Genomic DNA, 12,227 nt, shown 5'->3' on the forward strand with positions numbered 1-12,227 from the left:
CCCAAACTGACGGCCACCTAAAATTCATTCTAAGGCCAGTTTCAGCCCTTTTAGGTCCTCTAAATATGGCAATCGGTTTTGGGCGATTGCCACCTGTTCTTGTCGGATCTCCCCAAAGATTATACCCGGCTTCACGCCAGCACGGGCGAGTTCTTGACCCATGGGGTCCGCAATAAAGCTTTGCCCCAAGAAACCCATGCCGTTTTCCTCGCCCGCGCTGTTGGCGTAGGCTAGAAAAACACCATTCTCGTATGCGCGCGTTGGGATCATGCGCTGCGCAACCCAACCCCATTGATCGCCAAGTGCCGTGGGTACCAAGATTAAATCTGCGCCCAAGGATGTGACGCGCCGGGTGGTTTCGGGAAACTCTGCGTCATAACAGATCAATGTTGCGATCTGTATGCCGCGGTAAGAAAACAACTTGCAGCCTTGCCCAGGTTTGAAATGGTTTGCCTCAAACCCTGGAGGTATTGCCAGTTTGCGATGCCCGCCAAGCCGATTTCCATCCGGCCCGAAACACTGTGCCGCGTTGTAGATTTCCGCGCCGTCTCTCTCAGCAAAGCCGTAGTGGATCGCGACGCTATTAGATTTGGCAAGCTCCGCGATGACCTGGGCGGTGGGACCATCGGCCGGTTCTGCGCGGGCCTCAATTTCTCCGCCAATGTTGTAACCCGTTGAGAAAAGCTCTGGCAGCAATAGCAAATCGGCGTGTTGCGCCAAAACGTCGGGCAGTACAGCACAAAGCCAGTGGAGGCGATCTTGCGGCGTAGCAAGGTCTGCGGGTGATTGGCCGACGGCCAGGCGGAAGACATCGCTCATGTCTAGGCCTCGGTCACCAACAGAGTGCGCGGATAGTTGGTAATGTATTCACACCCGGTTTTAGTAACAACAATCGAGTCGCCAATCCGCCCAGCAGTCACACCATCAATCGAAATCCCACCATCAACAGCAAAGGTCATACCAGCTTCCAAAACCGTTTTGTCTCCAGCTTTGAGTTCCGGTGCTTCCAGATATGCGACGCCGATGGACCGCCCGGTGCGGTATCCCGTTTCATAGCCTCGATCAGCGTAAACGGCGTTTGCAGCCGCTGCCACGTCTTGCGCTAATACGCCCGGACGGATGGCCGCGATTGCTGCTTGCTGCGCTGCGATCGCGGCTTCCTGAACTCGGGCGGCATCATCCTGAACCTCGCCCACATGGAACATTCGATCAAAGCCAAGTTTGTACTGTTTGAACTGAGCCATGTTGCAGAAGCAAAAATAGACTGGGTCGGCCGGTTCGTAACGCCGAACAGAGGCGCGGCGGTGAACCATCGACGTGTCCTTTCCGCTTTGCAGGATCTGAAGATTGTGGATCATCGGTGAAACAAAACGATCCCAGCCCTTGTCGGTGAGAAAAGTAGCCGCCTTTCGAGAGCCAGCTTCGATAACGGCAAGAGCACTCTCATATTCCTGGGCCCCAACACGCAAACTTCTGTGGGCTGCGGCCATCATTGCGCCGGCAATAAGCCCAGCCTCTTTCATCACCCCAATTTCGAAGGGTGACTTAATTTTACGTAACGCCCCCAACACGGGTGAGATATCTTTGATTGGGACGTCCTTATATGTGTCATCTAGGTGGTTGCGCACGATGGCAGGGATTGTGTTGCGCTCAACCCAAATTGCGGAAGGGTTGTCGCCTAGTGCCCCAGCAAGGGCAGTGCCCCATGTGTTTGTGCCAAAATCTTCCCATACGCGGATGTCATCGATCCAGGTCATCGCACCCACCATTTCGGATTCCATCAAAGGCGTGATCACAATCGGTGCGTCCTGCGCCTTGACCACCAACATCGTAGGTCGGCCGAACTCGATCCCAAGATACCCCCAGAACCCGGCAAGATAGGCTATCGAACCTTCATCTGTGAAAACGGCGTACTCAATGCCTTGCGCCTTCATATGATGTTGAAGAGCGGAGGTGCGGATTTTGGCTTCTTCGAGCATTTTGGACCCCTTTTCGGTGATATAGCGAGAGTTGAAAAAACGCTAATCTGTGTACAGCGTGGGAGTCAATTTGTATTTAGGGCTCGAAATTGGTACGAAAGAACTATAGGTGCATACAGCTTGATGGATACGTGTTTGATGCTCACAGATAAGACGGCGGCTGCAGAGGCCATTCAAGCCCAGCTTTTGCGGCGCATATGTTTCTTGGAATACCTTCCGGGTGATCAGTTGAAAGAGGCGGAACTTGCTGCCGAGTTTGGGGTCAGCAGAACACCCGTTCGCGACGCCATCAACCGGATCAACCATTTGGGATTGGTTGAGACAAGGAACGGCGTTGGAACTGTTGTCGTTGCTCTCACTGCCGAGAAAATTCACCACGTGTACGAAATGCGTTTGGAACTTGCGAAGCTCATTGGGAATAAATCTGCGCGCGCAATCAGGGCGGATGACCTCGAAGCGGCTCAATCGCTTCTGGATGAGGCGGCCATCCTGACCGAAAATTTCCACCCACGAAATTACGTCGAACTTAACCATCGGGTTCATGAACTGATCGCCAGTTTGATTGAAAACAGCGTGCTGAATTCTTTTTGGTGGCAGACTTATTATCAGGCCGCCAGCACATGGTATCGTTCTAGTGAACGTTTGGGTCCAGATGCCGGAAGGGCACTTGTGCATGAGCTTGGTGATACTGTGGCTGCTTTGAAAAATAACGACGCCGATGCCATTGGATTTATCCAGCGCACCCACATCGGTTACGGCTACAGCGGCATCAAGGCGCAACTCTGCGATCAGTCGACTGATAAAGCCTAGCCCTGAGTCTTCAGGAACGGGCAGGTGGTCGGGCGTGATCAGAACCCGTAGGATAAGAAAACTGAGAGCCGCCCCTATGAATTGGAGCTGTGTGCTGAAATCGAGCCGGTGTACGGATACTTGGAATCTAAGGTTTCAGGTTGGTTGAATTGAAGTTTTTGAGAAATCAACTGTAGGGGCCAACAGGGTATCAGTTAGCTAATTGTTGAACGTAAAAATAGGAGAATAGCCAAAGTAGTCATTTCAATTCTTCACACCGATGGTTTGCTTCGCTCCCAGAGCGCCATTTCCGCTGCCGTGCAGTGCGGTGCTTTGTTCGCATCTGGAGCGAAAGGTGGCGGCATAAAGTAGCTGCTCATGCGCCCAACTTACCGTTTTCTCAGCAGCCGTCATAAAGCTGCACTGCAGAAAAATTGTGAAAGGTCTCTTTTCGTTACGGGACCGACCCACCGGTCGAGGTTCGCCGGGACACCATCAAAGGAGCGGCTGCTGGTGAAACACTTCAAGCAATCCGCCGCTAAGTTATTTGTCACATCCCGGACGGTAGTATGGCTGTTTGTTGAACAGTTCCGGTTTGATTTTGTGCCAGTCCTTCATCGCTTGCAAGGGCGTCTTGCTGCCCAAGGCTAATTGGGGGAGTTGCTGGTTATAGAGGCATGCATAGCGATACAGCGTGGCTTCTAGTTCTTCGTCTGATCGGAAGTGGTGGCTTTGCAGTACATCTTCAATGCGTCCGTTGAACCGTTCGACCATACCGTTGGTCTGGGGCGATCTTGGCGGGGTCAGGCGGTGCTCGATGTTCAGCTCGGCGCAGAGCTTGTCGAACTCATGTTTCCCACTTTGTTCGCGCTTATGCAGGCCAAAGAGGCGGTCGGTGAACTCCTTTCCATTGTCCGTGAGTAAGGTGCGGATGCGCATTGGACAGGCCCGCTCCAGGTTACGCAGAAAGCGGCGCGCATTGGCTGCCCTCTTGGTGTTGTAGACGCGGATGAAGACCCAGCGGGTGGCCCGGTCAATCGCGACGAACAGATAGCGGCGCGAGGTCTCATCCGCCATCTGTGGCAGGTACTTTACGTCGATATGCAGATATCCCGGCTCATAAGCCTTGAAGCCGCTGTGCTTTGGGCGAGTGGCCTTTGCCTTAAGATCGCGCAGGTTGCCCAGCCCATGCCGCCGCAGACACCGATCCAGCCCTGAGCGCGAGACATCTGGGTTCAGGAACTCCCGCCCTACGGCCAGCAAGTCATCCAGCGACACAAGCAGCGTCTTGCGCAACGCAACTGCGACGGTTTCCTGAGCAGGCATCAGCGTCGTTTGCAGCCGATGAGCGGTATGGCTACGACATGTACACTGTCGCGCTTGCGCCATTTCCAAACCGTCTGTTCAGTTGTGCCAAAACGCTCAGCTAGAACCCATGCGGGCTCACCGCTCGCCTGGATGGCAGCCCGTATCTTAGGCGTTGTTGTCGCCTGGCTATGAAGATGGATCAGCATTTAGCGTCCTCCCGGATGTCACCCAAAACCGATCTTGCCAAGAAAAATGCAGAGCGGCGAGGATCTATGTGATCATCCGGGATGGAACAGTTATTGACTTGCAAATTAGTTTTGTGCTCCCGTGGCACCTTATTCAACCATAAATGATTTATACCTTAGATGCTATTGGGCCTCGCAAAGCCGACCGTCAAACATCTCTATCGAGCGCTTCCCAGCGTCTGGGCTAGCGAGATGGACCGGTATCTGCAACGCCGATACAAGTATCGCGCGCCGACGCGGTTGGATGTGATGACATCGTATGCGGGACAGAATCTGGACGTAGTTCAGGTCCTGCTGTTGTCGCTGTCCGAAACACATCCGCGCGACGAAATCGTCTTCTGGCTTTTTGAACAGAGGGTTTCCGCACAGGATATTGCGGCCTTAGCGGATTTCTGCGCGAGTTTGGGCAATGTGACCCTGCGTTCGATCAAGATTCCACATACCGGAGATTTTGATCGTCTCAAGACACTGGGCGGGAAACGGGACAGTGCAAGGTTCCTTTGGTTCGTCGCACATCAGCACCTCCCGAGGGATCTGAAACGCGTCGTCTATCTGGATGCTTTGGACGTCATCGTCAGCGACGATCTTGTACCGCTGCTGAAACATCCGTTTCTTGGTAAATATCTTGTAGCGTGCCGGGAGTGGCTGGATATCCCCCCACTGCTGGTTGGCCCGGCCCGGCGAGCACATGATTGCGGTGTGCCAACTTGGATGATCAAGCACATGTCGCGGGGGTTGATAAACAGTGGCGCAATCGTCCTCAACCTCGACAAGTTTCGACGCGATGGGATCGAGATTGGCCATTATGTTGAGACCGCCGAATGGGCGTACGACAAACTCAACCTTGAATTCGGTGATCAGGGGCTGTTTTCCCTGACCCATGGCAGCCACTACGTGCAAGCAAATGATCGGTATAATCACCGCTTCTTCAATGACTTACCCAACCGTACCATGAAGCGGCCTGCCGTGATCCACTATTGCGGTGGAGTGCTCAAACCGGTGCATTGGCGACTGACCGCAGAGGCTGAGCATTTGGTGGCGGAGCATCTTGTCCGCAAGGACATGGCTGCGCTTACTCTGGCCAACTCACGACAGCTCCGCGCTGCGGATTTGCCGTATATGCGGAAATGGTGGGATGTCTGTGTGCGGACCCCGTGCTATTCGCGGATTGCACCGCAGGCTTCTCAGCGCATGGCCGCGGCTCTTTCTCGTGTTGGGCTAAATGTTGAATAGAAGCTGGCCGCCTGCGCAGTATCAGTGGGTTAGTAGTCGAAAGCAAAATGGGCGGAGTAGGCAAAGTCGCTTTCTTTTCGCTTCAAATGCTGACTCGGAGCCCATTTTACCGATCTATCACATCGCCGCGAGTGGCCTCTATCACGGGTCAGGCAAGACCATTCAACAACTGCTTTGGTTTTGAACAAGGATTGTGGCGGCGCGAAACAAGATAGTTTCGCCACGCTTGGCAAACGAGCCGATGCTGCGCGACTTCTTAGTCTGGCATGCAAAGAATACGCCGTCATCGCCCGCGAAACCAGCGTTATCCGTCTCGTCCGGGTTCTTCTAGATCGTTGGAAAACAATGCGATCTTGTTGCCTTGAGGGTCGCGAAGGTAGCCGACATAGAAATGGGTTCCATACGAGGCGCGAAAGCCGGGTTGGCCCTCGTCAAAGCCGCCTGCGGCAAGCGCGGCCGAGTGAAGATCGCGAATTAGCTTTTGACTGTGAGCTTCAAATGCGACCATAGCGCCGTTCCCAGCTGAGGCCGGACGTCCATCGAAAGTTGGTTTGACGTAGAAATCTGGCAAAGCGGCAGGTTGACCTGGCTGAACGGGTAGGGCGTAACTTAGGCCCTCAGGACCTTCCTTCAGCCCGTAACCAAGGGCTGGCAGGAACGCTGAGTAAAACCGTTTCGCTTGGGCGATGTCATCAGCACCGACGGTGACGTAGGCAATCATGCTGCGTGTTCCTTTCCGGAAGTTTGGTTCTTGCACTGTGCTTACCGCATTTTGGTAGACCAACGCGCCATTGGGCTCAATAACCGCTACACGAAACGGCGCGTCATCGTCCAATTAGGAATGGTAGGGCTCGGGCTTTAAATAGTCATTTGTAAGCTGGCAGTATCACCCCAAAAATGACCGTTTTTGAACGGCTCCCCTAAGCTGGCATTGTTACGGGACGCAGAAAAGGTCGGTTTTGGCGGCGCAAAAGCAGTCCATTTGAACCCCGCGTAGGACGCGCATGCGAAAGGCAAATTCAATCGACTCTCAGTTCGTCGTAGGACACCATGACGTGTTCGCGGTAGGCGGGCCGCTCAGCGAGGCGATTGTAATAGGCTTGCACATTCGGGAAATTGGCGCGTTGTAAATCAATGTCGTAATACCGAAAAAGAACGTGACCAAACTGGATGTCAGCAAGTGTGAGGTTTTCCCCTGCGAGAAAGTGATGCTTGGCAAGTTTTTCGTCGGCAATTTCAAGCTTTTTTTCCAGAACTTCGACCGCCGCCCTTATGGCCTTTTTGTCGCGTTGTGCCTTTGGAGTTCTTACCAAATGCCAAAAGACTGGAACTGTGAATGCGGCAGCAACATTGAGCTTGGCCCACTCGGCCCATCGATCAACGTCAGCCCGTTGCGTCATGTCACTGGGCCAAAAACTATCGCTGCCATACCTCGTGGCCAAGTGCCTGCATATCGCGCCTGTTTCCCAAAGCGGAGGCAAATCGATGTCTTTCAGAACTGGAATTGTTCCGTTTGGGTTCATTGCTAGAAATGCGTCTTCTTCAGTGCCGCCATAGATGCCGCCCGCATCATGGCGGACATATTTCAGGCCGAGCTCTCCAATGCACCACATCAATGCCTGCACGTTCGAAGACGTTTTCCGACCCCAGACTTCCACCACACCAAATCCACCTATCATTTTAGCAAAGGTTGCAGTGGAGCCCAGAAAATTTCAATGACTGTTTGGTTCTGCAACTGAGACATCGCACACGCCTGCGGCCAACACCCAGTTTGGAATTCTTCCCTTCTGATCACTGCGAACAACCGCTTCCGGGAAACCCTGCCAAAGCGCCGCAAAACTGTCGCGTTCTTGATCGGGCAGGCCCAGCGAGCCTTGCTGCACCCGCTTCAGGAAGCTGTATCCCGCATAGCAATCGATAGTGCAGGATGCAGCGCGAGTCAGTTTTGAGCCCAAAGCAGCCGCTAGGTCGGCGCTCAGCATCGGTTAGTAAGAGCAAGAAACGGAAGTTCGTGGCAACTGAAAATCAGGAATTCTAGGATTGAACGACAGTCGGATGTGCTATTTTTTTGTATGTTTAGGTGCCGGCTTGGCGAGTCTTTTCGGTACAAGCCTGCGCCATGGTCCAGACTCTATGATGGGTAAATGGAATATCATGTTGCTTGGCACCTTCCTCCGACAAAGCGTCGGAAACCGCATTGGCAATGGCGGCTGTTGCACCCACTGTTCCGGCTTCCCCACATCCTTTCACCCCCAATACATTGGCTGTAGACGGCACAGGTTCACTGCCGAAGGAGAACATTGGAATATCATCCGCCCTCGGCATGGCGTAATCCATGAAGCTTGCTGACAACAACTGCCCATCCTCGTCGAAAACCGTATTCTCCATAAGAGCATGTCCGATGCCCTGTACGCAGCCACCGTGAACTTGCGCCTCGACGAGTAGGGGATTAATCAGATTTCCAAAATCATCAATGACGGTATAGCGGTCCAGCGCCACCTTTCCGGTTTCCGGGTCTACTTCAATTTCAGCAACATGTGCGCCATTGGGAAACGCCCAAGTGTCTATCTTGCCGACACCTTCATGCACCAAAAGATCGTTTCTACCTTCTGCACGTGCCATTGCTCCGGCTTCCAGCAACGTCGGTGTCAAATTTGAACCGGCGGCGCGAAATGTCTGTTCCTCGAAAATTATGTCTTTCGCGTCAGCCTGCATATGTGGGGCTAGGAACAACGCAAATGCCTCAATGGCTTTTGCCACAGTAACCAATGTGGCATTCCCGACCGTCGTCACGGAACTTGATCCGCCCGTGCCGCTGCCTGTGTCAACGTAATCGCTGTCACCTTGAATGACTTGGATTTTGTCCGGATCGATGCCGGTCTGTTCGGACAGGAATGCCGAGAAAACACTCTCATGCCCTTGGCCAGAGGACTGTGTCGGAACCGCCAATGAAACTGTCCCGTCCTCAATAAACATCAACCGAACACTGATCTCGGAACTGCCGACGGCATTCATGATGTAGTAGCTCAGGCCCAAACCGCGCAGCCGCCCTCTGGATGCGCTTTGGGATTTACGCGCTGCAAACCCGTCAACATCAGCGGCACTTCGGGCTCGGGTCAATACACGCTCATAATTCGCCGGATCAAGAACTTCTCCTGTCGATGACGTATAAGGGAATTGATGCGGTTGGATGAAATTCCTCTGCCGCAAATCCCATGGATCGATGCCCAGTTCTCGGGCTGAATAATCCAACATTCTTTCCAGAACATAGCTTGCCTCGGCCCTGCCAGCCCCCCGATAAGCATCGGTTTGTGCAGTATTGGTGTATATCCCCTGCACATTCAGAAATGTTTCCTGCACGTCATACGCTCCAGACAAAACCATAGCGAAGTATTCTGTCTGAATGCATTGCCCAAGATCGCTATTATATGCGCCAAGATTGCATCTGGTGTTAACGCGATACCCGATGAGCCGGTGATCTTCGTCAAATGCCATCGCGGCGTCATGGACAAGGTCCCGTGCGCCTGTGTCGGTCAACATTGCCTCGACCCGCTCAGACATCCAGCGGACCGAACGAGACAGCACCCTTGCAGCATGAGCAACCAGATACGGCTCTGGATAGGACATTGCCTTCATACCAAAGCCCCCACCAACATCCGGTGTCGTGACATGGACCATTTCTGGTGGCAAACCGAGGGTCTCGGCGATGCTGCTCTTGATGCCGCGTACACCTTGGCTGTTTACGGCGACATGCAATCTACCATCCACATTTTCAGCGAAACACCCGCGTGGTTCGATCGTGTTGACGGTCACCCTGCTGTTGCGGATTGATTTGTGTATTTGATGTGCGGCGCGGTCAAATGCCGAAGAGCAGTCAGCTTCGTCTCCGATTGACCAATCAAATGCGCAATTGTCGGTGGCTTCTGCATGCAGTGCTTGTCCGCCAGCAATAAGCTCAGTGTGGGCAGGCAATGTGTCGAAATCGAACTCGATCAGATCGCAGGCATCCTTCGCTTGATTGAGCGTCTCTGCCACTACCATCACAAGCGGTTCGCCAACAAACCTAACTTTTTTTTCTGCCAGCAACGGTCTTCTGGGCGCGGCCCCTTTGCTACCATCGCGGTTTTCCAAGATTTCGAAGGGCAATCCTTCAGTTATCCCGGCGGCTAGCAGATCAGCCGAACACAAAACTAAATGTACCCCATCTGCACGACGGGCCGTATCAATTTGCAATCTGGAAATAGTCGCATGGGCGACGGGCGACCTGAAGAAATACGCGAAAAGCGCGTTTCTTGGCGCGATATTATCGACAAATGTGCCTTTGCCGCAGAGCAATCTAACGTCTTCGCTGCGAGAAAGCGGTCTGCTACGTCCGAATTTTTGCATCAGTCTCTCCAGTAGGGGAACGGACCGATGGCATCTGATAGAACTATACAGCCGCCTTTGTTCCCACCTAGCAGTAGTTTACTTAATAAACTGGAAGTTAGGAACTTCTGTCGCGAAGGTAGTTTTTTGTGATTTGTTAGAATGTGTTAGTTCGAAGGTCGTAGCCTTGTTTGACGATGTAGACCTCAAGTTATTTGCTTCTATCGACGTCCTCTTTCCGAAAGCTGCACCGCCGCGTTCGACATCTCGCTGAACAGCCTGTTAGGGCCGAAACGACCAGTTTGGTTGGCCCGCTTGATATCTTTGACGATCTTCTCGCCAGGGCTTTTACGTGTTCCAGTTGTCTGTCTCATCTCCCACTCCTCAGTGGTTAGGATGGGCCAAGAACACTCTCTTATCAAATACCGCTATTTGGGCCCATAGGCGCAGACGTCAGGCAACCCGCAGCAACTGTTCACCAATTGTGCGCAACAGATCCTGGATAGGAAATTGTCGAAAGTCGGCTTTGCCAAAATTGGGCGAAATCGAATATCTCTGTTGAGATTGGTAGAGCAATGGGAGTAGCACTTTATGTTCAAGCAGTATTCGAGCACCCAGAAACTTGTTGATCTGATTGGGGACGAGTAGGAGGGTCGAACTCCTGTAACCGGATCTGAAACCCGAAAATGATACTGATTTTATTTAATTATTTGTAAATTGAACCACAGGACGCCTGCGAGATATCGGTGGGTTAGTGGTTGAATGCCTGGTGGGCAGAGCGGCCAAAGCAGCCATTTGATTTCTTCGCAGCGAATGCCTGCTCTGGGCTCTCTTTCTTCAAATAACAATTGAGAGAGCGAATGCGATTTTGACAACGATGCCTAACGGACATCTATGCCGTTTGGTAAGCCTGTTCTACGTCGACAACTACTTGTTGTTGATACGCAAAGGCCTGCGCGACTTCGGCCAATGCCGAGACTGCGATAAGGTCGGCATTGCGCAGCGATGGCACAAGACCAATTGGGCCCCTGATCCGCTTTTGATCTTGGTCCGATATGCCAAGGTCTGCCAAATGGGCAAGTCGAGCAGCCTGGGTTGTCTGGCTTCCCAAAGCACCGATAAACCCAGCTGGGGTCGCCAGTGCTGCGACGAGGAACACTGGTTCCCAGTCGTGATCGTGAAACAGAGTTAAGAAACCACTGGTCTCATCCAAATCTAGTTTGGTGATACTTTGTTGAGACGTCACATGCGTTGGGGCGTCTATGCAGTACGCCGCGATCGCAACCAGATCATGCGTGTCGGGGGAAAAGCCGGTCACATCAAATCCGATGGCATGTGCGACCTTGGCTGTAGCACGAAAAACGGCACCGCGTCCGGCAAGGGTCAGGGCCACTTTGGGTTGGTAGGCGATCGTAATCGAAGCGGGAAAAGCCTGAGGCGTTTCGGATTTGGGATGAAATGTCAGATATGCAGGCTTGCGTCTCAACAAGGCGTCATAGGCTGCGACGAGCGCAGTTTTGTCGGGCGCAGGGTCAATCCACACCGACAGGGCCCCGCCACATGGCAAAGTCAAATCGTGGAATGGCGAACCATCACCGTAACGCAACAATCGTGCTGTCCCAGAACGCAAACAATCTAGTGCCTGAAGCAAAATATCTTGATCAATGCAACCATTGGACATGTAGCCCGTCATTTCTCCTTCATCCGAGACAACGGCCAGTGACCCGATATCGCGGGCACTTCCGCCCTTTATATCCACAGATGTAATCAAGACGAAACGCTGCCCTGTTCGGACATAGGCCGCGGCCTGGGCGAGAACATCGACAGCGTGATCTTTGTATATGATTGGATTAGCCAACCTTTTCGGCATCCAACACGTCTGCAAAGTTCTTGAAAAACTTGGCTGCAAGTTTTTTTGACGTGCTTTGGATCAAACGGCTGCCAAGTTGTGCCAGCTTACCGCCGATTTGCGCCTTGGCATCATAGGTTAGGATTGTGGTGTCACCGTCTGCAGCCAATGACACATCTGCTCCGCCTTTGGCGTGGCCCGCAGCGCCGCCATTGCCTTGCCCCGTCAAGGAGAACGCATCAGGGGCACCCGTTTTGTCCAGTTGAACATTGCCGCTGAATTTCGCCTTTACTGGCCCGACTTTCAGCACGATCTTTGCCTCAAGTTCTGTGTCTGAATGCTGGATCAGCTCTTCACAACCTGGAATGCACTGGCGCAGGATTTCAGGATCGTTCAAGGCCTCGTAGACGCGGGCCATTGGCGCATTGATGGTGATTTCGTCTTTCAGTTCCATTGTTT

General features: G+C 52.9%; 10 protein-coding genes and 1 pseudogene. 2 read left to right on the top strand and 9 right to left on the bottom strand.

The genetic code is table 11. The features are described 5' to 3' along the window. Nucleotides 1–24: 24 nt before the first annotated feature. Both C1J03_RS06790 and C1J03_RS06795 read right to left on the bottom strand, forming a co-directional pair. Nucleotides 25–819, bottom strand: coding sequence for a carbon-nitrogen hydrolase family protein (locus tag C1J03_RS06790; RefSeq protein ID WP_114884936.1), 795 nt, complete (start codon nt 817–819; stop codon nt 25–27). Between the two features lie 2 nt (nt 820–821). Next, nucleotides 822–1,979, bottom strand: a complete 1,158-nt coding sequence (locus C1J03_RS06795; protein WP_114884938.1) for a M24 family metallopeptidase — start codon at nt 1,977–1,979, stop codon at nt 822–824. A 138-nt stretch (nt 1,980–2,117) separates the two neighbouring features. Here C1J03_RS06795 and C1J03_RS06800 point away from each other — a divergent pair, with 138 nt between their 5' ends. Next, on the top strand, nt 2,118–2,789 hold the full coding sequence (locus C1J03_RS06800; RefSeq protein WP_302661623.1) for a GntR family transcriptional regulator: 672 nt from the start codon (nt 2,118–2,120) through the stop codon (nt 2,787–2,789). Nucleotides 2,790–3,311: 522 nt separating this feature from the next. Here the strand turns inward: C1J03_RS06800 and C1J03_RS06805 are convergent. Then, nucleotides 3,312–4,282 (bottom strand): annotated as a pseudogene (locus tag C1J03_RS06805) (IS481 family transposase). 231 nt (nt 4,283–4,513) lie between these two features. On the opposite strand from C1J03_RS06805, the gene C1J03_RS06810 reads away from it, so the two are divergent. Further along, the gene (locus C1J03_RS06810; RefSeq protein ID WP_162798466.1) at nt 4,514–5,554 is read left to right on the top strand and encodes a glycosyltransferase family 8 protein; all 1,041 of its coding nucleotides are present in this window, start codon (nt 4,514–4,516) and stop codon (nt 5,552–5,554) included. Nucleotides 5,555–5,858: 304 nt separating this feature from the next. Here C1J03_RS06810 and C1J03_RS06815 read toward each other — a convergent pair whose 3' ends face one another. The 6 genes from C1J03_RS06815 to C1J03_RS06840 all read right to left on the bottom strand — a co-directional run bounded on the left by C1J03_RS06815 (nt 5,859) and on the right by C1J03_RS06840 (nt 12,222). Then, complete coding sequence (locus C1J03_RS06815) at nt 5,859–6,275, bottom strand: VOC family protein (protein WP_114888889.1); 417 nt, start codon at nt 6,273–6,275, stop codon at nt 5,859–5,861. Between the two features lie 298 nt (nt 6,276–6,573). Next, nucleotides 6,574–7,215 carry a glutathione S-transferase family protein gene (locus C1J03_RS06820; RefSeq protein ID WP_114888890.1) on the bottom strand — a complete coding sequence of 214 codons (642 nt, stop codon included), beginning with the start codon at nt 7,213–7,215 and terminating at the stop codon, nt 6,574–6,576. A 51-nt stretch (nt 7,216–7,266) separates the two neighbouring features. Beyond that, nucleotides 7,267–7,536: a hypothetical protein gene (locus C1J03_RS06825; RefSeq protein WP_114884944.1), complete on the bottom strand. Its 270-nt coding sequence runs from the start codon at nt 7,534–7,536 to the stop codon at nt 7,267–7,269. Between the two features lie 94 nt (nt 7,537–7,630). Further along, on the bottom strand, nt 7,631–9,940 hold the full coding sequence (locus C1J03_RS06830; protein WP_114884946.1) for a xanthine dehydrogenase family protein molybdopterin-binding subunit: 2,310 nt from the start codon (nt 9,938–9,940) through the stop codon (nt 7,631–7,633). 871 nt (nt 9,941–10,811) lie between these two features. Continuing rightward, nucleotides 10,812–11,777, bottom strand: coding sequence for an XdhC family protein (locus tag C1J03_RS06835; RefSeq protein ID WP_254694205.1), 966 nt, complete (start codon nt 11,775–11,777; stop codon nt 10,812–10,814). After that, nucleotides 11,770–12,222 carry a CoxG family protein gene (locus C1J03_RS06840; protein ID WP_114884950.1) on the bottom strand — a complete coding sequence of 151 codons (453 nt, stop codon included), beginning with the start codon at nt 12,220–12,222 and terminating at the stop codon, nt 11,770–11,772. The genes C1J03_RS06835 and C1J03_RS06840 overlap by 8 nt, the downstream gene beginning before the upstream one ends. Nucleotides 12,223–12,227: the final 5 nt, after the last annotated feature.

Source organism: Sulfitobacter sp. SK012 (assembly GCF_003352085.1).
Classification (GTDB): domain Bacteria; phylum Pseudomonadota; class Alphaproteobacteria; order Rhodobacterales; family Rhodobacteraceae; genus Sulfitobacter.

Coding starts and splice junctions, on each gene's coding strand:
- C1J03_RS06790 (WP_114884936.1), bottom strand. CDS start 819: ATGAGCGATGTCTTCCGCCTGGCCGTCGGCCAATCACCCGCAGACCTT.
- C1J03_RS06795 (WP_114884938.1), bottom strand. CDS start 1,979: ATGCTCGAAGAAGCCAAAATCCGCACCTCCGCTCTTCAACATCATATG.
- C1J03_RS06800 (WP_302661623.1), top strand. CDS start 2,118: ATGCTCACAGATAAGACGGCGGCTGCAGAGGCCATTCAAGCCCAGCTT.
- C1J03_RS06810 (WP_162798466.1), top strand. CDS start 4,514: ATGGACCGGTATCTGCAACGCCGATACAAGTATCGCGCGCCGACGCGG.
- C1J03_RS06815 (WP_114888889.1), bottom strand. CDS start 6,275: ATGATTGCCTACGTCACCGTCGGTGCTGATGACATCGCCCAAGCGAAA.
- C1J03_RS06825 (WP_114884944.1), bottom strand. CDS start 7,536: ATGCTGAGCGCCGACCTAGCGGCTGCTTTGGGCTCAAAACTGACTCGC.
- C1J03_RS06830 (WP_114884946.1), bottom strand. CDS start 9,940: ATGCAAAAATTCGGACGTAGCAGACCGCTTTCTCGCAGCGAAGACGTT.
- C1J03_RS06840 (WP_114884950.1), bottom strand. CDS start 12,222: ATGGAACTGAAAGACGAAATCACCATCAATGCGCCAATGGCCCGCGTC.